The organism is Ignavibacteria bacterium, from assembly GCA_016707005.1.
GTDB lineage: Bacteria > Bacteroidota > Ignavibacteria > Kapaibacteriales > Kapaibacteriaceae > UBA10438.
The window spans coordinates 232595-256261 of record JADJIQ010000005.1 but is presented as its reverse complement, the minus strand read 5'-3'; the positions used below and the strand labels follow the sequence as shown (position 1 = coordinate 256261).

14 protein-coding genes are annotated in these 23667 nt (G+C 54.2%); 7 read left to right on the top strand and 7 right to left on the bottom strand.

Annotation, left to right across the window (positions count from 1 at the left end):
• Positions 1-16 precede the first annotated feature (16 nt).
• Together IPI29_09600 and IPI29_09595 are read left to right on the top strand one after the other, a co-directional pair.
• On the top strand, positions 17-889 hold the full coding sequence (locus IPI29_09600) for an ABC transporter ATP-binding protein (protein ID MBK7412794.1): 873 nt from the start codon (positions 17-19) through the stop codon (positions 887-889).
• Positions 890-899: 10 nt separating this feature from the next.
• The gene (locus IPI29_09595) at positions 900-4475 is read left to right on the top strand and encodes a hypothetical protein (protein MBK7412793.1); all 3576 of its coding nucleotides are present in this window, start codon (positions 900-902) and stop codon (positions 4473-4475) included.
• Here IPI29_09595 and IPI29_09590 read toward each other — a convergent pair.
• The 3 genes from IPI29_09590 to IPI29_09580 are packed head-to-tail and all read right to left on the bottom strand — an operon-like array spanning position 4459 to position 13486.
• Positions 4459-6612 (bottom strand): hypothetical protein, encoded by a 2154-nt coding sequence (locus IPI29_09590; GenBank protein ID MBK7412792.1) that lies wholly within the window; start codon positions 6610-6612, stop codon positions 4459-4461. The two genes, IPI29_09595 and IPI29_09590, sit on opposite strands and share 17 nt — an antisense overlap.
• A 25-nt stretch (positions 6613-6637) precedes the next feature.
• Complete coding sequence (locus IPI29_09585; GenBank protein MBK7412791.1) at positions 6638-11650, bottom strand: hypothetical protein; 5013 nt, start codon at positions 11648-11650, stop codon at positions 6638-6640.
• Positions 11651-11671: 21 nt separating this feature from the next.
• Positions 11672-13486: a hypothetical protein gene (locus IPI29_09580; protein MBK7412790.1), complete on the bottom strand. Its 1815-nt coding sequence runs from the start codon at positions 13484-13486 to the stop codon at positions 11672-11674.
• Positions 13487-13703: 217 nt separating this feature from the next.
• On the opposite strand from IPI29_09580, the gene IPI29_09575 reads away from it, so the two are divergent.
• Both IPI29_09575 and IPI29_09570 read left to right on the top strand, forming a co-directional pair.
• Positions 13704-14318 carry a VWA domain-containing protein gene (locus tag IPI29_09575; GenBank protein MBK7412789.1) on the top strand — a complete coding sequence of 205 codons (615 nt, stop codon included), beginning with the start codon at positions 13704-13706 and terminating at the stop codon, positions 14316-14318.
• Positions 14319-14650: 332 nt separating this feature from the next.
• Positions 14651-15814, top strand: a complete 1164-nt coding sequence (locus tag IPI29_09570) for a Fic family protein (protein ID MBK7412788.1) — start codon at positions 14651-14653, stop codon at positions 15812-15814.
• Between the two features lie 17 nt (positions 15815-15831).
• On the opposite strand, the gene IPI29_09565 is transcribed toward IPI29_09570, so the two are convergent.
• From IPI29_09565 to IPI29_09555, 3 genes are read right to left on the bottom strand one after another with little or no spacing between them, the layout of a single operon-like run.
• Entirely contained in the window at positions 15832-17898 is a 2067-nt protein-coding gene (locus IPI29_09565; GenBank protein ID MBK7412787.1) for a tetratricopeptide repeat protein, read from the bottom strand.
• Entirely contained in the window at positions 17895-19037 is a 1143-nt protein-coding gene (locus IPI29_09560) for a hypothetical protein (GenBank protein MBK7412786.1), read from the bottom strand. Before IPI29_09560 ends, IPI29_09565 begins: the two co-directional genes overlap by 4 nt.
• Positions 18926-19858: a tetratricopeptide repeat protein gene (locus tag IPI29_09555; protein ID MBK7412785.1), complete on the bottom strand. Its 933-nt coding sequence runs from the start codon at positions 19856-19858 to the stop codon at positions 18926-18928. The genes IPI29_09560 and IPI29_09555 overlap by 112 nt, the downstream gene beginning before the upstream one ends.
• A 215-nt stretch (positions 19859-20073) precedes the next feature.
• On the opposite strand from IPI29_09555, the gene IPI29_09550 reads away from it, so the two are divergent.
• Together IPI29_09550 and IPI29_09545 are read left to right on the top strand one after the other, a co-directional pair.
• Positions 20074-20505, top strand: coding sequence for a hypothetical protein (locus tag IPI29_09550; protein MBK7412784.1), 432 nt, complete (start codon positions 20074-20076; stop codon positions 20503-20505).
• Positions 20502-20744, top strand: coding sequence for a helix-turn-helix transcriptional regulator (locus IPI29_09545; GenBank protein ID MBK7412783.1), 243 nt, complete (start codon positions 20502-20504; stop codon positions 20742-20744). Before IPI29_09550 ends, IPI29_09545 begins: the two co-directional genes overlap by 4 nt.
• On the opposite strand, the gene IPI29_09540 is transcribed toward IPI29_09545, so the two are convergent.
• Positions 20741-21541 carry a hypothetical protein gene (locus IPI29_09540; protein MBK7412782.1) on the bottom strand — a complete coding sequence of 267 codons (801 nt, stop codon included), beginning with the start codon at positions 21539-21541 and terminating at the stop codon, positions 20741-20743. The two genes, IPI29_09545 and IPI29_09540, sit on opposite strands and share 4 nt — an antisense overlap.
• 80 nt (positions 21542-21621) lie before the next feature.
• Between IPI29_09540 and IPI29_09535 the strand changes: the two genes are divergently transcribed.
• Entirely contained in the window at positions 21622-23604 is a 1983-nt protein-coding gene (locus IPI29_09535; protein MBK7412781.1) for a tetratricopeptide repeat protein, read from the top strand.
• The last annotated feature ends 63 nt before the right edge of the window (positions 23605-23667 follow it).

Genomic DNA, 23667 nt, shown 5'->3' with positions numbered 1-23667 from the left:
CTACTGCGGAGTGTCGATGCGTTTGGAGATCAACAACGTAACCAAGGAGTACGATAATGGTGTGCGTGCTCTTGATGATGTGACATGTTCGATCGGTACCGGGATGTTCGGCCTCCTGGGACCGAATGGCGCGGGTAAATCGACACTCATGCGCACGTTGGCAACGCTCCAAGAGGCTGACTCCGGGTCGGTAATGCTCGGTGATGTCGATGTCCTCAAGGACAAAGACCGCGTCCGACAACTTCTCGGCTACCTCCCACAGGAGTTCGGCGTCTACCCCCGAACCTCCGCAACAGACCTGCTGCATCATTTGGCGATCCTCAAGGGTCATGCCGACGCAAAACAACGCTCGGAAATGGTGGACTACCTGCTCCACAAAGTCAACCTCTTCGATCAACGGAAGAAGTCAGTGAGTAGCTATTCCGGCGGTATGAGGCAGCGCTTTGGTATCGCTCAATGTCTGATCGGAAGTCCAAAACTCGTGATCGTCGATGAGCCTACAGCCGGACTCGACCCAGGCGAACGCAATAGATTCTACAACATCCTCAGCGAGATCGGCGAACAGGTGGTGGTGATCCTCTCCACGCACATCGTACAAGATGTGAGAGAGCTTTGCACTCATATGGCTGTGATGGATAAGGGTCGAGTACTGTATACCGGCACAACCGATGATGCCCTAAATATGGTACGTGGTAAGATCTATGAACGTCGCGTTGAGCGAACAGACCTTGCCGCCTTCGAAGAACAGTATCGCGTGATCAGTCACAAGCTTGTGGGTGGAAAGCCCCTTCTCCACATCTACGCTGATGATGCACCGCCGGAGGGTTTCAGCGCCACGGATGAAACGCTAGAGGACGTGTACTTCGCAAAACTCAACTCACTCATCTAACGGACGTCACATGTTCACATTCTTGACGTTCGAGTGGAAGCAATGGCTTCGATCGCCGATGACGTGGATCTTCCTCGGCATCAATACTCTTCTTGTCCTTGGTGCAGTGAGCTCAGATTCGATTCAGTTGGGAGGGGGCGTTGGGAGCGTGCATAAAAACGCTCCGTACGTGATCGAGGGTTACTACATGTTGATGTCGTTGTTGTGCCTTCTCATGACAACGGCCTTTATGTCGGCAACCGCCAATCGCGATATCAGCACGGGCATGGATCAATTCATCTTCTCATCCCCGATATCACGCAGCGGATACTTCTTCGGCAAGTTCTTCGGCGCTGTGACTTTTGCCATCATTCCGCTTCTCGGCGTCAGTGTTGGCGCACTGCTCGGACCGTTGATGCCATGGGCAGAACCCGCACGCTACGGGCCGGTCATATGGAACGGTCACCTCTACGGACTTATCACCTTTGCCATTCCCAACACCCTCCTCACAGGTGCCATCGTTTACGGCTTGGCGATGATCTTCCGCAGCACCATCGTGTCGTTCGTTGGAAGCATGATGATCTTGGTATTCTATGTGGTGAGCCGTGGCTACACACGTGATATCGAACAAGAGTGGTTGGCCAACCTCCTCGACCCATTTGGATCGCAGCCCTTCACCATTGCAACGAAATATCTCACCACGGATGAGCGAAACGCAATGCCGGCTGCACTCGAGGGTGACCTCTTGATGAACCGGCTTGTGTGGATGGGTGTGGCGGTATTGATACTCGTTGGTATCTACGCGCTGTTCTCCACCACAAAACGCCGGACACGTGCTCGCAAGCAAAAGACAGTTCCTGATGCTGCAATCGCTACGTCCGCTTACGAACCATTCCGCCCCTTTGCAGAAGCTCCCGCCTATCAATTCCAATGGAGCACACTGCTGGGTCTTGTTGGATATGAACTCAAGGCGCTTGTAAAGAACAGACCGTTCATCATCATCGTGGTGATCGGTCTTATCAACCTCATTGCAAGCCTTACTACGTTCACAGACGGATATGGCGGTGCCCAGTATCCAGTGACGTACAATGTCCTGAGCACGGTGATAGGGGGCTTCTCCCTCTTTGTTGTTGGTATCATCGCGTTCTATACAGGTGTGATCGTCTGGCGCGACAGAGATGCACGCATCTCGGAGATCGTTGATGCCACACCAATGGCAACAAGCATGACGCTTGCTTCGAAGCTGATTGCGCTGTTCTGCGGTATCCTCTTAGTACTGGCCAGCGCAATGCCCGTAGCGATCGTGATCCAGCTCCTCAATGGCTATGCAGAAGTGGATCTGTGGCAGTACTTCATCCGACTCATCGTTGTAGAGGGGCTGGGCTTTGGCTACCTCATCGTGATGTCCTTCTTGTTCCAGTCCCTTATCAACAACCGCTACGTTGCATACTTCGCCTTTGTAGCCGTATTGGTGGTGAACGCCTTTGTGTGGCCTGCTTTGGACATCCAGTCGAATATGCTACGATATGGCGCAACGCCGGGCTTCACGTATTCCGACATGAATGCATGGGGTCCGTTCGTAACGCCGCAGATCTGGTTCAACGTCTATTGGTCGATGGCGGCCTTGGTGCTCAGCGGCGTTGTTTATGCGTTCTTACAGCGTGGTAAGGAAACGTCCTTTAGAGCACGCATCGCTACGGCACGCGTCCGACTCTATGAGCAACGATGGCAGCTGTCACTTGCTCTTCTTGCCTTTATCGTCTGTGGAGGATGGGTGTTCTTTAACACGAAGGTGCTGAACACCTACACCTCATCCGACGAGACTGAAGAGATGGCCAAGTCCTATGAGCTTACGTACAAGAAGTATGAACGTCTTGCACAGCCCCGTTGGATAGATCTTCAGTACGCGATCGAGGTCTATCCAGAACAACGAAACTTGTTCGTGGATGTGAAGGGGCATCTCTTGAATAAAACCAACGAAGTGATCCGCGATGTGCATTTCAACATCCCAACGTCTCTCGACTCATTGGTGATCGACATCCCTGGTGCGAAGATCACGCTGAATGATACGCGGCTGAAGTATCGCATCTATCGGTTGTCGCAGCCGATGATGCCGGGTGATACGTTGCCCATCCATACACGCGGACACTACATCGCCAAGGGCTTTGAGAACAACGTATCGAACACATCGGTCACGCAGAACGGAACGTTCTTCAATAACATGGAGATCTTGCCGAGCATTGGATACAGTACAGGAGCAGAGCTGTCGGACAAGAACAAGCGTCGCGAATATGGATTGCCCCCTCGACATCGCATGCCAAGACTGGACACGATGAACATGGACGCGCGCGGCAGGATGTATCTGGATGTCGATGCTGACCTGGTGAATGTTTCAACCGTGATCGGTACGTCTGAGGATCAGATCGCCATTGCTCCAGGTTCGCTCCGCCGGGAATGGCGCAAGAATGGACGTCGGTACTTCGAGTATACACTGGACCATGCATCTGCGAACTTCTATTCGTTCATGTCGGCACGGTATGAAGTTGCCCGCGAGAAGTGGAACGGCATCGATCTCGAAGTCTACTACATTCCCAAGCACGCATACAACGTTCCGAACATGCTAAAGAGCCTGAGGAAGAGTCTTGAATATTATACCGCCAACTATGGTCCGTATTATCACAAGCAGTGCAGGATCATTGAGTTTCCACGGTATTCGAGCTTTGCCCAGGCATTCCCCGGTACCATGCCGTACAGTGAAGGAATTGGCTTCATTGCTGATCTACGTGATGTAGGAGAGGACGACATCGACTTCGTGTTCTTTGTTGTCTCCCACGAGATGGGTCACCAATATTGGGCGCATCAGCTAGTTGGCGCAGACATGCAGGGTTCCGAAATGCTCTCCGAGTCCTTTGCTGAATACTCTGCATTGATGGTGATGGAGAAGGAGTACGGCAAGGAGAAGATGCGGAAGTTCTTGGCCTATGAGATGGATAACTACCTCAGCGGCAGGGCTGGCGAATATGAAGCCGAGCGTCCCATCATGGCCACCGAGGGTCAGGGCTACATTCACTACAACAAGGGTTCTGTAGTTCTCTACTACCTCAAAGAGATGATCGGAGAGGACAAGGTGAATGCTGCGCTACGCAAGCTATTGGCAGATCATGCGTATCGAGAAGCCCCTTACCCGACATCGATCCATGCCGTTGCGGCGTTCAGAGCCGTTACCCCAGACTCATTGCAGTATCTCATAGACGACCTCTTTGAGAACATCACGTTGTTCTCCAATCGCGTTGAATCATCGAGCGCGAAGAAGGTGGGTGCTCAGTGGCAGGTTACGGTCACTACTCGTTCCGAGAAGTACCGTGCAGACACGCTTGGCAAGGAAACGCCCGTTGTTCTGCAGGACTACATCGACATCGGTGTGTTTGCAGAAGCCGCGAAGGGTCAGAAGCTTGGCAAGCCCCTTGCCATGCGTCGTGTGAAGGTAACGCGCGCTACAAACACCTATACCTTCAATGTTCCGGAACGTCCGGCCAACGTCGGGATCGATCCGTATAACGTCCTTGTGGATCGGATTCCGGATGATAACGTCAAGGCCGTGGAGTGATGGTGACGATCGAAGACTCAGCACCGCTTTGGCAAACGACCTTTACACCATAGGTAGCTCGGGCGTCCGCTTGCTTCGTGTCCAAGAACTCGCGCAGGGTTTGGTCCTTGACAATGGCGTACGATCCCAACGTTCCTCCGGGAAGACGCTTGTAGATTAGGAAGCTGTGGGGCTCTCCGATGTTCGTGTAGTTCCACTCCAGGAGATTGGTCCGTGCCGTGGAGTCATAGGTAACCCGGAGATCGGTCACTGGTGGACGGATCCCGTTGTCGTATCGAACAAGGGTGACGATGTTGGAAAGGGGCGACCTGTTTCCCGCGCTGTCATAGGCAACCACAGCGTATTGATACGTTGCCGAACGCACTCCGGCGCTGTCGATGAGCATGCTGTCGCGAACTCCTCCTCGTGCTAGGGAATCCCATGCGGGCTCTATCGCACCATTCGCGCTGAACGGACGGCGTAGGATCACGTGATGACTCACATCCCTGCTCGTACTCGGATTGTACGACACAATGATGGTTGTGTCGGTCACAACGTAGTCCGTGATAACGGGGGAGACTGGGGGAATGATGTCTGGACGTGGCAAGACAAGCATGTTACTCACGTCCGACTCATTGTAGTGCCAGTCCAACGTCACTACACGGTAGTACACAAACTTCGTCAGAGTCCTCAATTCGATCGTATCGACGAGGATGGTGTCTGAACGCACAAACATCGAGTCTTCATCAAACAACTCGCGCTTCACCGTGAACTCATGCGTAGAATCATTCGCAACAAGAAGTCTGTACCCCATAACATCGGTATCGGGCGGATGTTGCACCACGACCCGAACAATGCCGGCGGTATCGATGGAGCCCCGTACAAGAACGGCGGATGAAGGGGCGATGCTATCGGCAAAAGCAACGTAGACCGGGAAGGAGAGGCTTCCATTCTTGGCTGTATCAACCGAGACAACCTGGTAGTACAATGCGTCGCCAAGTATCGCAGAGGTATCAATGAACCGTCGCGAATCTGCGGTAAGGGGCTTAACATTCACTAATGAATACGGCCCGTCCTCTGCACGTGCACGCTGAACATAGAAGCCGTCGAGATCCGGCGTTGGCTCACTCGGCATATCCCACGTGATCGACACATCCTTGGTTCCTATGTGCTCTGTACGGACACCACTTGGCGTTGGCGGGGCAGTGAGATCTCTAGGCATCACCTGAATCGCTCCAAGGATCTCTTCTTCGGCAAAGGAGTTGTGTCCAACGATGCGGTAGGTGTAGGTGCGATAGTTCACGAGACCGGAATCGATGTAGCCATTCGATTCAGAATCCAACGTACCGGATCGCAACGTCATGATCGGTGCTGTGTTGAGCTTTGCAAACGTTCGTCCGTCATCGGAACGATAGACATCGAATGTTGTGTGACCGGTGTTGTTGGCCCATACGAGCATGGCCTTGGTGTCCAGACCTTCTGCAGCGATACCAACGGTGCGCTCTGCTGCGGTCTTACGATACGGACCCACCTCGATGATGGCCGGTGCAACTGTATAGGGTGTTGTTGAACCGATCATTGATATGCGGTATCGGTACGTGTTGCTGACATCAGCCGATGGATCAACGAATCGCATTGCAAGACCGTTGGCAGCAACCCTGCTTCGCTCTGCAACGATCAAGGCAAAGGTGAAGGCCGTTTCCAATCGGGTCTTATTCTCGCGCAATGCATCGAGGTCCGACAGATCACGAATCACCATATCCGTTGGGACGCCGGATTGTTCCGACATCTCCACGGCTACTGCGATAAGCTGCTCTTCCGTGCTGTCTGCATAGGGATAGGTTTGAAGGACAGTGGACCACTCTTGCTGACTCCATTGAAGAAGGGGCTTTGCAGTCAACGCCCGGTAGGCGCCAACGTTGCCACCTACTACCTCAGCACGTTCAATGAGGAAACCTTGTGTTCGAGACATGCGCCACAATGCCGCGTTCCCTGGAGCCCAGCGTAGGACAACGGAGTCTTGATATCGTTTGGCAATGCCCTTCATCTGAATGCGAAGTGCACTATTGAGACTCTCGTTCGATTGGGCTTGGATGTGGAGAGTGCCACCAAACACAACGAGTGCAGAGAGCACGACGGAGATCATAATCTTGCTCATGACTGTCAGTCCTTGGTATCGGTGGTCACTTGACATTGTTCTTTGGGGCAGACTTCACAACTGCTACCATCGGCATCGGTGTGCTGAAGACACACGTCACGGTCTGCGTGATGTTCTGATTCGTACTCTTCGACTTTGCGATCACCCATTGATTGCTCGCATTCAACTCCCACAACGTACCCACTACGGTAGCACGATATTTCTTGGCGTTCTCCCAATCCAATGTAGACTTCTTGAAGTTCTCTACTCCGCTGTTATCGAAGGCATACGAGTCATTGTCTGTAGGGGGCGGAGTATTCTCCACAGGATTGAACGTGTTGTTGAATGCAGCTGTGTTGCTTGGAGGGGGCTTCACTGCCGTAGTCTTTGGTGGCTTGTAGGCGGAGACAGGGATCGTGTTGGCAGACATCGGGCCGGTGGTGCTAAGTACTACATCATTGGCCAGGTTCGAATTGATCACCACGTTGGACTTCCGACGGAAGAGGTAGGCACCAAGAGCATCCTTCGTCATGGTCATCGTAACTGGTGCCCACGTGCTCTCGTTCAACTGCTCTACCGTGACAGCATACTTCACCTGGAAGGTGCGGTTAATGGTATTGCCCCCTGCACCTCCTTGTTGCTCTACAAGTTCGAACGCAGCATTCGGTTCAAACGAGTAGATCGCCATCAGTGGCTCAGCCAGGGCTACATTCAGCGAGTTATGTGCCGGTGTAACCGACGTGATGAGTTTCGTTGATTGTTCGGCCGCAACGTCCTGAGCTGCCACGGTTGCACTTACCGGAGGGGCAGGCGTACACTTGTTTCCAACATTGAACTCGGCAGTGAAGCTGCCTTGGAAGGCACCGCCTAACACGTCATACGAGCCGGTTGCCTGACCTTGTATCCATGAGTTGTTCGGGAATCCGGCCTCGGCCCACGCACCAAACTTGATTGTTGCGATATTGAACGTACAACCATTGGGGTGATTCTTGGTGCAGCAGACGAGACATCCATCGGAGATCTTCTTTGGTGTGATGTAGACGCTCGCACTGGCAATGGCATAGGCGGCAACATTCGCTTGCACATACCACCAATTCATTCCATCTCCACCACACAACGAGCCGTTCGGATATCGCAGAAGTGAGGCGTTGAATTCAAAGCCCCCTGCAAAACGCCATTTTGCTTTGAGACGAGCAACGATATCGCGCATCCGTTCTCCGGAATCAAAGCCAACATCAAGTCCACCGGCAAATCCATTGCCCGAGATCGCTCCGGTCGTTCCGGATGACGAAGGCGTCATGCCGTAACATCCCACGCTGGCAAGCCCGTTGTAGGTGCGTTGTGTGAATCCGGTAGGGGGCGTGATGTTCTTCCCAAACATGAAGTAGGCGTTCGCAGAGATACTCGTTCCGAGGAAGTTTACGGCAACGGTGTTCCGATTTGTGGGCTCGCCAAGCTTCACATACCAGATGCCGGTCTTACCCTCCAGATGGACCTTCAGATTGCCATTGCCCGTAACAGGGGGCTTGTTGACTGTCATTGTGGCATTGAGATCGAAGATCTGCGTTGTGAAGTCGTAATTGATATTCAGCGTCCCCTTCACAGGAGCGGATGCACGCTCGAGAAGCTTAGCCTTCATCCACAGATCGCCGATGAAGCCGATGTTCACCATACCGCCTGTGTTGGAGAACTGACCTGTTAATGCAACATCTGCATTGAGCTTGGATGGATCGGGTGATGTACCTAACACTCCCAGAACCTTGAATCCAAAACCGATCGTTCTATTCGGCTGCATGGTTGCGCCACTGCCTGCTGCGGTGGTTGTTGTGGTTGCGCCAGCAACAGCTGCAGCGTTCGGCTTAGCGCCCGACATATCAACGAAGACTCTCTGCCACGCCGTTGCCCCAAAGCCATAGAAGGCATAGCCGGGAAGGAAGACAATGCCCGGAGGTGGAAGAATTGCCTTTGCATCTACGTACCAGTAGCGGAAACGGTTGTTTGTGTTGTCGACCTTTGACCCGAATCGTCCGGCAGCATCGATCTGCAATTGCAATGCCTTGAACTTTGCCTTGATCGATGCGGCAAACCCGTTGCCCCATGTTGGATCTTCGTTGTAGAAGTTGAGTTCACCGCTCATTTCAACGGCTGCGAGTTTGGCATGGACAGCAACCTTGTTGACGTTGAAGTCGATGAAGCGTGGCTTGAACTTGAAGGCCGCACCAGGGTTGCTCTTCTCTACGGCAACGGTCATATCGAACGACCCTCTGCCCCCTATACGATTTGAATCGAGTGCAAGAATGATGTCGAGATTGACCTTGCCGCGGAACAGCTCATCACCAACGGGCGTGAGTTTGGCAAACTTCACCTTGTCGATCGTGATAGGGAACTTGGCGATCTTCTTCTGCTTGCTGGCAAAGGCCCAATCACCGATGGAGTAGTCAAAGGTGTGCTTCACGGAGTCGGTATACGACGCACGCATGTTCTCGAAGTCCGGCGAGAGATCCACCGATACCTTCTTCTGTCCTACTTGCAGATCGATGGCATTAAATCCGAGACCGCCATTCAAGACCATGGAGAACTTCTTCCGATTCTTTGCGATCGTCATCGAGAGTGATGATGATGGCAGAAGCGTAAGCTTGGCACCGGCAAAGAGTTTGATGTCGAGGGGCGTTGTAGGTGTGAGGGAGAAATCAAACGACTTCGCAACGTTATTGAACAGTGCTTTGTAGGCCAGCGCATTCTGTGGTGTTGTATCCGTGATCGGCAGAAGCAGTCGGCCGCGCATGTATGCAGAGGTGAGGTTGTTGTTGAGCAGGATCACCTTTACCGTATCAACGCTTGCACTCAGTCGATTCAGGTTTGCATTCGGAAACTGGATCACGTTCACACCAAGCAACGTGCCGGTGATGCCGGTTTTGTTGATGATCAGCGACTGTGCGATGAACTCCGGCGCACCAACAGAGTCTGCGAACGTGCGCCATCCGTCCGGCATGGAAACACGGACCTGCTTTGCGTAGAAGCCATTGAACGTGGCGTCGGTTGCCCCGCTGTAGTTCGCAGGGAAGACGATCCCCGGAGGATTTGCCAGGTCACTGAAGTCGTAGGAGAGTGTGTCAACACGGAGCCCCATACCGTTTGTACCCACCAACGTGCTTGATGGGAGGCTGCCGTAGATCACCCATTCCTTCCAGGCAATGGCCTTGCCGACGAGTGTTGCTACGGACTGCTTTGTAGAATCGGTATCCGGACGTGGTGTGATCCAATCGCGCGGAAACGCCACGTCTAGATCGATGGAGAGTGTGTCGCTGTTGTTGTCGCATCCAAACACCACGTAACATCCCGGACGTGATGTAGAGGGCGCGCGTGCCGTGATCGCAAACGTTGGTTGGGAAGCGGTAAGCCCCCTAACATCGATATCGGCAAGGAGTCCCATACGAGCGGTCTTGCCAACACCTTCCGGACAGATCGGGATCTCGTTGAGTCCAAGACTGAGTGTATCGTCGAGTTTGGCAAGGGGCACCGTGGCCACCATTGCCATCAGCGCATCATCCTTCTTGAAGAGGAATTCCGAGATGCAGACCGTATTGCCGCTGATGTTGTTGAAGCCGAGTGGGACCTTGAGCGGCGTGTTCATGCTGTTGACTGACTTCACAATAGCACCCTTCTGCTTCACAAAGTCATCCACCCATGCAACGGCTTGCTTTGTCCAGTTCCAGCTTGTTGCCTGATTGATCGCCCATTGTTGTGGATACTGCGGTGCCGATGCATCAACTTCTGCGCGTGCTTCGCCCTTTACAACTTGTTTGGCTGCATTTACTCGCAGACTATCAAACGTTACCAACACTCGAGCAAGAAGCCACGGAATAGTGATCTCGCCCTTCCCTGTGACTTTTGCGAAGGGGGCATGTGTGAGCGCAGTGATCTTGAGTTTGAAACGTCCGATCGTGATGGAGTCACCAACAACAGCATCACCGGCAAGGGCTGTTGTATCCGAGATCGTTACAGGGTAGCTGCATTGTCCGCACGGTAGACTTGGTGGTGTTACATATGCCGACTTCTTCTGCACGGTTGCCATCTCTCCATCAACCACGGCAACAACGGCTGCGACTCGAGCTGCATCGCCGCCACCACCTCCGCCTGAAGAGCGTTGTGATGATGAGCCCCCTTCTCCCGAGCGTTGATTGACCTCGCCCGATTTGCCTACGCCAACGCCCGTGACGATGTCCGGAAGAACGGTGGGTGCAGTTGGCTTCAATACAAACGGTGTTGCATAGCCATCGGGTTCGCCAATGGGGTTGTTGTTGTCATCCAGCGCACGCACTGTCCATACGAATCTCTTTTGTTGACTCGTTAGATCATAGTCAGGCGGCCAGAGTTGTTGTGTTGACGTGATGTCTTGGATATCGATGATCGGCTGATTCACGCGAAAGGCCGTGATCGGTGTTTGACCAGCCATTACTTCAAAGACCTGCAATCGATAGCGCACCGGAAACGTGGGTCTTGGTGAGACAGCAGTCCAACGGAAGAGTGGACGTTGTCCCATACGCAGACTATCACCATCAAGCGGTAGGAGCAGCACCGGCGATTGATAGCTCTGGATCGTGAAGGTCTTGCACACAGGTTGTGTGAGTGTGGAGCCTGTTATCGGATCGATGAGGCTTACGCAGAGCTCGTACTCACCTGCAGGCAACATCCCGGATCTTGCCGCGGTCTGTTCAGCATTACCGATGATCTTCATTGCGGCGAGTGGGACAAGATCTTCGCCATAGTACATTGTTGAACCCGGCTGAACCGAGAGGATCTGCATGCTTTCGCGTTTTGTATTGGCGAGTAGTGCGCCGTCCTTATTCACCTTGCAGTCGAACTTCACATCGATCGCATTGGATGACGTGTTCGTGACGCTCACGATCACGATCTCCTTTCGCTGTGCCCAGTTTGAGAGATAGGGATCGGGTCGAGACGAGAGGTTCAGAGACACACGGAGCTGTCCATGACCATCAGCCACGCCGAGCAGAAACACAGCACAAAGCATCATCGTGAAGGGGGCGAGCTGTTTCATGAGAGTTCTCACAGTGCGTGGTCAGAAGGACGTGCTCAGAGCGAGCTGGATCATACGTTCAGTGAAGGCAGTGCTTCGTGATGAAGGGTTGCCATACGTATAGTTGTTGTTGCCATAACTCGCAAGGAAGGCGGTGGTCTTGGTTATGCGCCACCGCACGGATGCTTTGAAGAAGAGCTGTTGGTCGGACGGAGATGGTCCGAATGTTGTACTGCTATTGGTGATCGAGACCGACGGAACAACATCACCATTCAGGAAGCGATAGGCGATCATGCCGCCAACGGACCGAACGATGAAGAGCCCCGTAAAGAGAATGTTTTCCACGTAGGATGCATTCACGCCTACGGAGAGTGGGACGGGTTTGATAGAGCCGAGGTAGTTGATGATCGCGCTGCGCATATCGTTGGAGCTTTCGATACCGGAGACCACGTTGAAGTCGTCGTAGGTATCAAGCCCCAAGCTTGCATTGAGAGTGTGCAGCACATCCTCACCGTCGATCATCAAGGACGGGTCGATCCCAAACGACTGGCTCACGTTCTCCACACGCAGCGTGTCTAGATCACGTTTGTTGCGGATGCCAAAATTCGAGTACCGAAACATCGTCGAGAAACCGTCGCTGAACTGTGCGTTAACAGTACCGCCATAGATCGCTTGGGAGAGCGTTTCTCCCTTCGTACCGGAGAGGTTGTTGATGCGATGTCCAACAGTGGCATTGATCGCTACATCGCCTCCAAACAGTTGTAGGGAGGGGGCTACCTTCCACTCAAACCTATCCGACTGTTGATAGGGCTGAGCTATGGGCACGTAGCCCGCGCCCATGTAGAGTGTGGTAACGGAGAAGCCCCATACATTTGACTTGACGTTGAAGCTTGCGGTGCCGGCCAGATCAACACGTGTGGAGACGCGGGTCGTGGTGACAAGATCGAGGGGATTGCCATCGATACTTTTCACATCCGATGTTTGGTCTCTGGTGAAGCTTGATACAGCGGCTTCTGCGGTGATGTTCATGCCCTTGGCAAGACCAAGGACTACATCGACCGATGCCATCATTCCTTCTTCGGGTCGGAGACGTATGGTATCGGCCGGGAGGATGATGGTGCTATCGCCATCTACCGTGCGCTGTGGAATGATCGTCACGACATTGTTCTGAATCGACGAAACATCGTCACGTGCGTAGACAACGTTGAGACCGAAGGTGAGCGAGTCGTTGGATGCTGTGCCGATCCTACCCATGTATACGTCACGTCGGTATGTGGCCGGAGTGCCACGCGAGGAATCCGGCTCCACAGCGCGTTGCACCACGCCCCCTGACGCTGCTATCCGCAGACCGAGGGGTTGAAAGTCGATCCCGGCACCGAAGAGAGGCAGATCCGAGTTTGACAGCGTTGAATACTGCGGTGTATGAGAGCCGAGGAAGAACTGAGCCCAACCGATACGTGGAGCAAAGCTTGAGAACCCGAAGGCGTTGGCCGGGTTGGTGATGTACTGTCCGAAGGACGGACTTTGGATCGTAGGAGTAGTGGTATTCGTTTCCGGCAGCGTGAGCATGATATTGAACGGCAGAGAGATAAGCCCGCCTAGGGTGATCGTGGGGCTAAAGACCAGACGATAGAGCTGTGCCGGGCGACGTCCGGCCTGTGACCCTGGTGGGTCGGACGAGTGGTCATAGAAGTCGGCCGTGATCGATGCGTTTCCTGTTACCGTAACCAACGGCGTGGATTGGGAGCTATCTGCAGGGCGCTCTTCTTGGGCAACGGCGAGTACCGTTGATAACAAGAACGCAAGCCCGCAGGCACCCCTTTGCACTGCGGCTAGTGAAACACCCCAAGAGATCATGGCCCCTTATTGTCGATCGTGAGGATCGCCGAGGGGAGAAGTTAGCAATCGCAGCCCACACCCGGTTGCCGTGCCCATTCAACCCCCGGTAAACGCTCCCGGCACCCTTGGTGCCGGGAGCGATTCGTGGGCATTCGTGGGCACGATTCATGGGCGACACATAGCGTCGTCCGGAAGTCGTTCTTTGCACCATACCAACAACACCCTTGGAGGACCCATGAAGAACGATCTCACGGAACTTGTGCTCATCATTGATGCCAGCGGATCGATGGAGCATTTGCAGCACGAGACCATCAGCAGCGTGAATGGCGTGGTGCGTGATCAGTTAGAGGACAGCGGAGAGAAGCTAGACCTCACTGTGGCTGTGTTCAATACATCTGTGGAGGTCCTTCTTGATGGAGTGCGAGCCACATCGCCCCATATCCTCTCGAAGAAGAACTACCGTCCGAGCGATTGCACGGCAATGCACGACGCAGTGGTAGGCGTGATCACGCGCGTTGGCGACAGGCTTGCCAGTCGTACAGAAGAAGAGCGTCCGAGCGCTGTGATAGTAGTGATCGTCACCGACGGCCATGAGAACGCCAGCGCGCGATACAAGCTCTCCGACGTTGCGCGGATCATTGACCATCAGAGGAAGGTCTATAACTGGCAGTTCCTATTCCTTGGTGCCAACCAGGACTCGTGGGCCACGGGTCAGGCAATGAGCATTGACGCAACCGATGCCAAGGACTGGACCTCCAGCAAGGAGGGCATGGTGAACCTGGAAGTTCAGATGAGCTCTGAGATCTCCTTGCGGAAGCAGCGCGCAAAGGACCGCTCCCGGCACCCTTAGTGCCGGGCACGCGCCGGGAGCGGACCGGGTGGGTGGCTGGAGCGAGAACCACACCATGTTCGATTCGCGTAGTTCCAAGAGGTAGTTGGTCGTGTCGGAGTATTCCTGCACTGGGCATTCTTGGAAACGGAAGCCCTAACGATTATTCCACTCCGGGAGTCTTACTCTCCCGGAGTGACTCCCGACGTCTTACTCTCCCGGAGTGACTCCCGACGTCTTACTCTCCCGGAGTGACTCCCGGAGCTGGCAGCGTTATGTTTAATAACGGACCACGCTATTAAAGAAAAATGCAGTATACTTTAATAGTGGACGAGATTTCGTATGTTGGCCATATGCAGCGGCATGAAAACGGAACATATGAAGCCTCTTCTGTCGGGGGTGAGACGGTGCGTGCATTCGTACCTAGGGCTTTGCCGCCTATTCCACCCATCGAAATGGACGCTGCACTGAGTCGGACAATGGAGCGCGCGCTTTTGGCCTGTGGAAGGCTGGACAGCGTGTCGACCCTGCTTCCTGATGCGGGTATCTTCCTGTATTCGTATGTCCGAAGGGAAGCCGTATTGTCCTCGCAGATCGAGGGCACACAGTCATCGTTATCCGACCTTTTACTGTTTGAACTCGACGAAGCTCCGGGTGTACCATTCGACGATGTTGTGGAGGTCTCGAACTACGTAGCGGCCATGCAGCATGGTTTGAATCGAATGGCGGCAGGATTTCCTCTTTCTAATCGACTGATCAAAGAGATCCACGAGCGGCTCATGTCGGGCGGACGTGGCTCTGATCGTATGCCCGGCGAATTCCGCCGCAGCCAGAATTGGATCGGAGGCACCCGCCCCGGAAATGCAGAGTTCGTGCCCCCTCCTGCCGCGATGGTGGAACACTGCATGTCCGATCTTGAAAAGTTCCTCCATCGCGATGATGTGCCTACTCTTGTGAAGGCGGCACTGGCTCATGTGCAGTTCGAGACCATCCACCCATTTCTCGACGGAAACGGGAGAACCGGCAGGCTACTCATCGCACTGATCTTTCAAAACGAGGGCGTGCTTCGTCAGCCACTCTTGTATCTCAGTTTGTATCTCAAACAGCACCGGGCCGAATACTATCGACTGCTAGGTATTGTTCGGACCACAGGAGATTGGGAGCAGTGGCTCAGCTTCTTTCTGGAGGGAGTGGAGCAAACGTCTGCCGGTGCTGTCGAAACGGCGCACCGCCTGCTTTCACGCTTCAATACAGATAACGTTGCCATTCGTACGAATGGCCTAAAGTTAGGCAGTGTTCTCCGTGTGCATTCGGCCTTACAAGCGCGACCCATCGCCACCATCGATCGGATCTGCGAGATGTCCGCCATGACCTTCCCAACGGCGAGCAAGGCCATCGAAGTTCTCATGAACCTTGGCATCGTTCGCGAGATCACCGGTAAACAACGCAACCGCGTCTATGCCTATCACAACTTTCTGTCCATACTGAATGAAGGCGCAGAGCCCTTTACGAGATAAAGAGTCTTATCGTCAGCCTACTCCAACCAATACGTCTGCATCGCCCCCTTACCCTTGACATCGATTATGTCACGCTCGACCAAACGAATGTTCCCCCTCTCTAGCGAAGCGTGAGAGAAGGGGCTAGGGGGTGAGTTGAGTGACTCAGCAAAACTCGCACTCACATGTATCCGCCCCGGCTCGCTCGTGCTTTCCATTCTGCTTGCAACGTTCACCGTATCGCCCCATACATCATACTGCATGCGCTGTGTGCCGAGTACCCCCGCAACTACCGGACCACAATGAAGTCCGATGCGGAACATCACCCGTTCGTTGGTGTGTGGCCATGTGAACACACTCGACATCATGACCAGCGCCACATTCGCTATTCGCTGTTCGCTGTTCGCTATTTGTTGTGCCTCGATCCTCCCTTCGGCAGGACAGGCTCCGCTCGGCATGACGTTCGCTGTTCGCTGTGCCTCGACTCCGCTCGGCATGACGTTCGCTGTTCGCTGTGCCTCGACTCCGCTCGGCATGACGTTCGCTGTTCGCTGTGCCTCGACTCCGCTCGGCATGACGTTCGCTGTTTCAAAAGCGACGGCCATATACGAATCGCCGATGGTCTTGATCTTCATCACATCGTGTTGTTCGCAGATCGCATCGAACGTTGTGAAGATGTCTTGAAGGAGTTCAACAACCATACTGGCATCGAGAGCACTGGAGTTTGTGGTGAAGCCGGCAACATCTAAGAATAGGACCGCTGCATTGTCGAAGGAGTCGTTGACCACCTCGCCCCTTGCCACTCTATCGGCGATGTGTTTGGGGAGCGTGGAGTGGAGGACGGCCATGTGTTGTGCAAACTCTCGTTCACGCGAATCGATCTCTCGTTGCTTGGCCTGTGTGGCGAGTTTTGTGGCGGTATCCTTGCCGTTGATCTCTTCGGTGATGCGCGTGAACTCGTTGTTGTGTTCGATGTAGCTGGGAAAATCGTTGCGTTTCTGGGCTAGGTCTCTGAGTGTATAGTGCATATTGGCGGACTGTTCACGAAGGCCGTGCGTGTCGGCATCGGATAAGGCACGCCGAAGTGTCATGACAGCACCATCCACGTCGCCGCTGCGCTCCTGCAGCATTGCACGCATGAGCTCGCTGTTGGACCGTAGCACAGGATCGTCGATATACGCGGTGTCCATGTCCTGCAGGAGCGCCGTTGCCTCTGCGTCGGAGCCCATGTCGACATAGGTACTTAGGATGTTTTCTTTGACGCGTGCCGTGCCACTGCGGTCACCGAGCTCTTCATGGAGTGCCAGGGCGCAGCGATGGTACTCGAGCGCAGCGTGGTAGTTGCCTGTGTCTTTGTGTACAAGACCGATGTTCCCGATGACGATGGCCATGGCGCCGCGTTCTCCGAGTTCTTCATGGAGTGCAAGAGCGCGGTGGTAGTACTCGAGCGCGGCTGGGTAGTCGAAGATCTTGCGGTGTACGAGGCCGATGTTGCCAGTGACGATCGCTACGCCGCTGCGATTACCGAGCTCTTCATGGAGTGCCAAGGCGCGGTGGTAGTGTGCGAGCGCCTCGGGGTAATCGTTTGTGTTGAGGTAGACGATGCCGATGTTGCTTGTGACGCGCGCCACAGCGCTTACCTCGCCGAGCTCTTCATGGAGTTCCAGAGCGCGGTGGTAACATTCGAGCGCTTCGGGATAATCTCCTGTGCTGCGGTGTACGTTACCGATGTTGCCCGTGACGCGCGCTACAGCCCTGCGCTCGCCAAGGTCATGATGAATTGCCAGGGCATGATGGTAATGCTCGAGCGCAGCGGAGTAATCTCCGGTGCTGGTGTCCACGCTACCGATGTTGCACAAGATGGCTGCTATCCCGCTTCGGCTTTCGAGATCTTTATAGAGTGCCAAGGCGTGGTTGTAGTGATCGAGCGCGGCAGGGAAATCACCTCGAAGAAAAAGAGTCCAGCCACGGTACTTCCTAGCCAAAGCCTCGGCCTGCGGTGTGGCGAGAGCATCGAGTTCTCTTGCACAACGCAGCATTGCTTCGGTGTCGTTGATGCTGTGTGCATGATCAAGGTCGTTCTCGATCTCTTCGAAGGTTCTCATATAGTGCTTTCCAACCAATACGTCTGCATCTCCCCCTTACCCTTGATCTCTACCATCCCACGCTCGACCAAATTAAACTTCCCCCTCTCTAGCGAAGCGTGAGAGAGGGGGCTAGGGGGTGAGTTGAGTGCTTCAGCAAAACTCGCGCTCACATGTATCCGCCCCGGCTCACTTGTGCTCTCCATTCGTGACGCTACATTCACCGTATCGCCCCATACATCATACTGAAGACGTTCCGTGCCGAGTACACCGGCCACTACCGCACCACGATGAAGTCCAATGCGGAACATGACGCGTTCGTTGGTGTGTGGCCAATAGAAGGGGCTGGACATCATGACCAGCGCTACATTCGCTATTCGCTGCTCGCTATTCGCTATTTGTTGTGCCTCGATCCTCCCTTCGGCAGGACAGGCTCCGCTCGGCATGACGTTCGCTGTTCCAAACGCGACGGCCATGTAGGAGTCGCCGATGGTTTTGATCTTCATCACATCGTGTTGTTCGCAGATCGCATCGAACGTTGTGAAGATGTTCTGCAAGAGTTCAACAACCACACCGGCATCGAGAGCACTGGAGTTTGTGGTGAAGCCGGCCACGTCTAAGAATAAGACGGCTGCATTGTCGAAGGCATCGTTGACCACCTCGCCCCTTGCCACTCTATCGGCGATGTGTTTGGGGAGCGTGGAGTGGAGGACGGCCATGTGTTTCTCATACTCCTTGCGTTCGGCTTCGATGCGTTGCTCAGCGATCTGCATTTGAAATTTCCGAGCGGCATCAGCGCCACGGAGCTCGTCGTTGATAGCGGTATATGCGTCGTTATGGATGATGAATCCTTCAAAATCATTGCGTAGTCGAGCAAGATCGCGCAGCTCCCGATGGAACGTGAGCTCATTGAATCGCTCGCCCAGTTCCGAAACATTTGCAAGAGACTGTTGCAGGAGTGATCGTGCACCGTCGAGATCCTGGGCATCAACGAGCACCTTTGCTTCGGTGATGCTGAGCTGTGCTTCAACATCGCGGTATCTTCTCATCAGGTCGACATTGGCATCGTGCAGCTCATGGTATTCGTCGAGACGTTTCTGAGCGTAGAGTGCGCCACACAGCAACTCCGTAAAGAACGCCTGCTGATGAGCAGCGCCCATGTCCGGGAGAGATCCACGGCCTTACGAAGCCACGGCTCTGATTCATCGATGCGACCTGTGTTGTAGAGAACAGTGCCGATGTTTCCGGTGATGTAGGCGATCGGCTGATGTTGATCCAGTTGTTCATGGATCGATATTGCGCGTTGGAAGAACTCGAGTGCCTTATCTGCATCGCTCATCCCGGCATGCACCATTCCGAGGTTCGCAAGGACGGTTGCTGATCCCGAGATATCTTCAAACTTCTCGTGGATAGAAAGTGCTCGCTGGAAGTACGTGAGAGCCGGTACGAACTGTCCCAATGTGTTGTAGAGTATGCCAATGCTATTCAGCACGTGTGCCGATTCCAGCTGCAGCCCAAGAGAATCATACGAATCCAGTGCTCGGTTGAACTGTTCAAGGGCCAGAGTCGAATCGCCCATGACATGATGGACAATGGCGCACGAGCTTATCGATTTTGCCAGGCCTGCTACATCGCCCAATTGTTCATAAAGCCCCGTAGCCCGTTGAAAGTGTTTCAGGGCAGAAGCATGGTTGCCGACCGAGAAACAGTAGTTCCCGAGGCTTACGTGTGTAGCGGCCATGCCTCGAGTGTGACCGAGACCCTCATAGAGATCAAGAGCCTTTGTGAACAGCTCCAATGCCGCCTGATTGTCACCGGCATAGAGTCGAGCCGCCCCACGCGCTCCCAATGCCACCGCCGATGCCTCGTCCGTTCCGAGACGTTCAAGTTCTGACGCATCAGCTTCCAACGTTGCGCCGTCGAATCGCAGATTCGCTGCTGAGACGGACGCCTTGATCTCGTCGAATGTTCGCAATGACATGGGAGTGAAGTTACTGAGGTACGGAGATACGGAGATACGGAGATACATAGATACGGAGTTACTAAGAGTTGACTCCGGGAGTCTTACTCTCCCGGAGTGGCTCCCGGAGTGGCTCCCGGAGTGGCTCCCGGAGTGTTACTCTCCCGGAGTGCTGGGAATGTTAAATAAACTGTGCATATTGTACAAAATACTTAACATCTCTTTCGGAGTCAATGATGGCCTATCGCGAACGAATTGCCTGGATGATGCTCGCATCCATTGTTACTACCCTCGGCCCGTATCTGATCTACGTCTACGGGTTTCAGCAGGGGGTAGAGATCCCGATGCCCGGCTTTGAACAGCTCAAACTCTATGGCATCGCTTCTTCGGCCTTTGCGGTGTTTGTAGGACTAGGGTACCTGGTATTGCGATTGAGGTATCCCATTGAGGCCAAGGTGCCGGCTGATGAGCGCGACGCGGTGATCGAGCGACAGTCCTATCGTGCGGGCTATTTTGTCCTGCTCACCGGCATCATCATTGTTGGCATCTACAAACCGTTCGTCGAAAGCGGCTGGTCCATCGTCAACGACTCTATCTGCATCGTCTTCATCACCGAAGTTGTTCGCGACACCATCATCGTCCGCAACTACTACAAGCAACGATCATGAGCGATGTGATCATAACCAACAACATCCGTCGACTGCGTTTTGAGCACAATGAAATGTCGCAGTCAGACCTCGGAGAACGCGTTGGTCTCACGCGTCAGACCATTGCCGCTATTGAAGGGGGCAAATATTCGCCGTCACTGGAGACCGCCTTTCGGATCGCCGATGTTTTTGGGGTAACGCTCAATGACGTGTTTCAGAGGGTGCCGGGCACGGGGCACGCTCCAGACGCAGGCGTTTAGAGGTAAACCCGCATAGCTAACGACAATTCAAGAGCATTTACGCGCATGTTGTACGCAGTGCTGATGTCGGTAAGACCAAGCCGATATCGTAGAGTGCTGAGGAACTCCACATCCTCCAGCGCCAGCAAATACTCTACTCCGGCGAATGCCGTTGCCTGAACGGATGCAACCCCTTCGATGTCACCATCGGTGATCACTACTGAACGTTGGTCACTTGAGTACTCGCATTCGGGGCAGAAGGACGGATCAAATGTGGCGTTCAACGGGTTGATCAAGGTCAGTGTTTCCTTCATGTTGGAGGAGACGATCAAGCCCACGGAGCCCCCTATAGAAAATGAAAACGGAGTATTGCCAATTCCGATGAGTAGGGAGGGGGCGAGATCTATCACAGAATAGCTCACGGTGCCGGAGTGATCGAGGATGGAGTATACCGTGTCTCCGTCTTCATCGAGTGATGGCAGTTGTACACCTTGCTTCACAAGATCCAGATTCGCCGTTGCGAACGAAAGTCGAAGGTCGAGTGACCGTTTCCAAGAGGGGGCATCGCTTAAAGGTGCGCCGAAGTCAACGCCGATCATCCATCCCATTCCCGACTGCGTATCATAGTACGGACCCACGCCATAGTTGGTGTCGGTTTGGACACGAGTGCCGCTCCCAAACGAATTGAGTGTAGCCCCTCCCACCACTCCTATGCTCATTCTTGATGTGTTTACGGCACGAGCTTGTGTATCTGTCTGTGCAAGGCACGGAAGGACAAATGACGCGGATACGACGAAAAAGACGATGAATTGGAGCATCTGCACCTCGTTGATACAATTGGAAGGCAAATTACATACTTACTCTGGAGTGTGCCGGGCACGAAGTATATGTTTGCACGATGAGCATGAGAACACGAGAGGAGATCCAGGCCGACGCGAGCCGTGCCTTTGCCCAGAGAGATCTAGGAGCGATGCGCCGTCTTGCGGCGGAAGCAACCGATCACAATGATCTGCAACTGAACGGTCTTCATCATCATCTTCTGGCGAACCTTGCATCGGTCGAGAACCGCACGGATGATGCAGTGGGTGAATATCGTCGAGCAGCCGAGAGTTTTGAGGGGGCAGGCGATCGTGCGTCTGCAGCGCGGATGCTTGGCGGCATCGCCATGATCTCGTACAGTGCCGGACGATTCGAGGAAGCACGCGAGAACTATGTTCGAACACTTGAGATCTTCAGCGAGACGGATAACGACCTCGGGCGTTTCAGCAGTCACCAGAACATCGGCATCATTGACTGGCATTTCGGACGATTCAATGATGCCCTGCACCATGCCTCGATGGCGTTGAAGATCGCACAGGACCGCAACGCCCTCGAGGATGTGTCTGGGGCCATGTCGACAATTGCATTGGTGTATGAGAGTATGGGGCGATATGACGACGCGATCTCATACTTCAAGAATTCGTTGGACGTTGGTGCGAAATCTGGGGACGCTGTTGGTCAAGCAAGAGTGAAAACGAGCCTGTCCGCCGTTCTCATTCGAATGGGTGACTACGAAGAAGCCCTGCGCTATGCCACTGAAGCCTACCACGAGCATGAGCGGCTGAACGATCGTAATGCTATCGCCACAACATTGCTCAACATCGGAATCGTTCATCAGCATACGGGCGGCTTTGCGGAAGCGCTTACGTTCTACCAACGCGCTCTTGATCACTACGAGTCGCTGCAGGCCACGCACGGCATCTCGTCGGCACTTGTGAACATTGCCAGCGTGCACGCAGAGTTGGGAGAACGCGTGGAGGCAGTTCGTCAGTATGAACGAGCGCTTGAACTTCAACTGCAACTCGCCGATGCTGCTGGTATCGAGCGAACGCGTGTTGATCTGTGTCGACTCTACTTTGAAACAAACAACATCCCCCGTGCGCTCGATCTCCTCGAGGTGATCGAGCTATCGGCCGTTCATGACCCAGAGCGCATTGCTTGGCTCGAGATATTGCGATCGCGGAGATCCATGCTCAACAACGATGCTCATGAAGCAGAGGGCTTCATCACCGGGGCCTTGCAACGGGCAGTACATTCGAACATCAAGGTGGTGCAGCAAGAGGCCCACGATCTCCTGCGTGACTGTGCCGAACAACGCAGTGACCTCGTGGCCTATGTTCATCACACGAAGGAGTATGAGCGCGTTCATGCAGAGCTCCATGCTCTTGATTCCACGCGACGGATCTTGATGATGGAGTCGCAGCGGCGCCTGGATCAAGAGAAGGCCGTCCTGGACCGACACCGCACACTCCTCCACAGTGCATTGCCCCCTCACATCGCAGAACTCATCCTTAACGACAGATCGACCACCACATCGCACGAGCAGGCAGCGATTCTCTTTGCCGACATCGCGGGGTTCACTACACGGTCGGCCAACCTTCCTCCCGAGCGTATCGTGCGCATGCTGGACGAGATCTTCCGCGCGTTTGACCAGTTGTGCGAGCAATATGAAGTGATGAAGATCAAGACCATCGGTGATGCCTTCATGTGTATGAAGTCGGACCAGGAAGCTCATGTTAATGCTAGGGGGCTTGCAGACGTAGCAATTGCCATACGTGATCATCCACGCACCTGGCCCGATGGCTCGCCACTCATCTTCCGTATTGGCCTGCACATTGGTCCGGTCACTGCTGGCGTAATTGGTACCCAACGTCTTCAGTACGACATCTGGGGAGACGCCGTCAACGTTGCTTCTCGTATGGAGAGCACCGGCGAGCCGGGTCGCATCCACATCAGCGAAGAATTCGCCGAAGCCGTGCAGCCGTATCGGACCACCCCTCGCGGCATGATCGACGTAAAGGGCAAGGGTTCGATGACGACGTTCTGGCTCGATGGTGTTTGATGGTGCCCGGCACCAAGGGTGCCGGGCACGAAACCAACGCGACACTATAGTGCTCGCCGCATC

What these genes read in the sequence shown, in the direction of transcription:
- IPI29_09600 (MBK7412794.1), top strand. Translation starts at nt 17, where the DNA reads ATGCGTTTGGAGATCAACAACGTAACCAAGGAGTACGATAATGGTGTG.
- IPI29_09595 (MBK7412793.1), top strand. Translation starts at nt 900, where the DNA reads ATGTTCACATTCTTGACGTTCGAGTGGAAGCAATGGCTTCGATCGCCG.
- IPI29_09590 (MBK7412792.1), bottom strand. Translation starts at nt 6,612, where the DNA reads ATGAGCAAGATTATGATCTCCGTCGTGCTCTCTGCACTCGTTGTGTTT.
- IPI29_09585 (MBK7412791.1), bottom strand. Translation starts at nt 11,650, where the DNA reads ATGAAACAGCTCGCCCCCTTCACGATGATGCTTTGTGCTGTGTTTCTG.
- IPI29_09580 (MBK7412790.1), bottom strand. Translation starts at nt 13,486, where the DNA reads ATGATCTCTTGGGGTGTTTCACTAGCCGCAGTGCAAAGGGGTGCCTGC.
- IPI29_09575 (MBK7412789.1), top strand. Translation starts at nt 13,704, where the DNA reads ATGAAGAACGATCTCACGGAACTTGTGCTCATCATTGATGCCAGCGGA.
- IPI29_09570 (MBK7412788.1), top strand. Translation starts at nt 14,651, where the DNA reads ATGCAGCGGCATGAAAACGGAACATATGAAGCCTCTTCTGTCGGGGGT.
- IPI29_09565 (MBK7412787.1), bottom strand. Translation starts at nt 17,898, where the DNA reads ATGAGAACCTTCGAAGAGATCGAGAACGACCTTGATCATGCACACAGC.
- IPI29_09560 (MBK7412786.1), bottom strand. Translation starts at nt 19,037, where the DNA reads ATGGGCGCTGCTCATCAGCAGGCGTTCTTTACGGAGTTGCTGTGTGGC.
- IPI29_09555 (MBK7412785.1), bottom strand. Translation starts at nt 19,858, where the DNA reads ATGTCATTGCGAACATTCGACGAGATCAAGGCGTCCGTCTCAGCAGCG.
- IPI29_09550 (MBK7412784.1), top strand. Translation starts at nt 20,074, where the DNA reads ATGGCCTATCGCGAACGAATTGCCTGGATGATGCTCGCATCCATTGTT.
- IPI29_09545 (MBK7412783.1), top strand. Translation starts at nt 20,502, where the DNA reads ATGAGCGATGTGATCATAACCAACAACATCCGTCGACTGCGTTTTGAG.
- IPI29_09540 (MBK7412782.1), bottom strand. Translation starts at nt 21,541, where the DNA reads ATGCTCCAATTCATCGTCTTTTTCGTCGTATCCGCGTCATTTGTCCTT.
- IPI29_09535 (MBK7412781.1), top strand. Translation starts at nt 21,622, where the DNA reads ATGAGCATGAGAACACGAGAGGAGATCCAGGCCGACGCGAGCCGTGCC.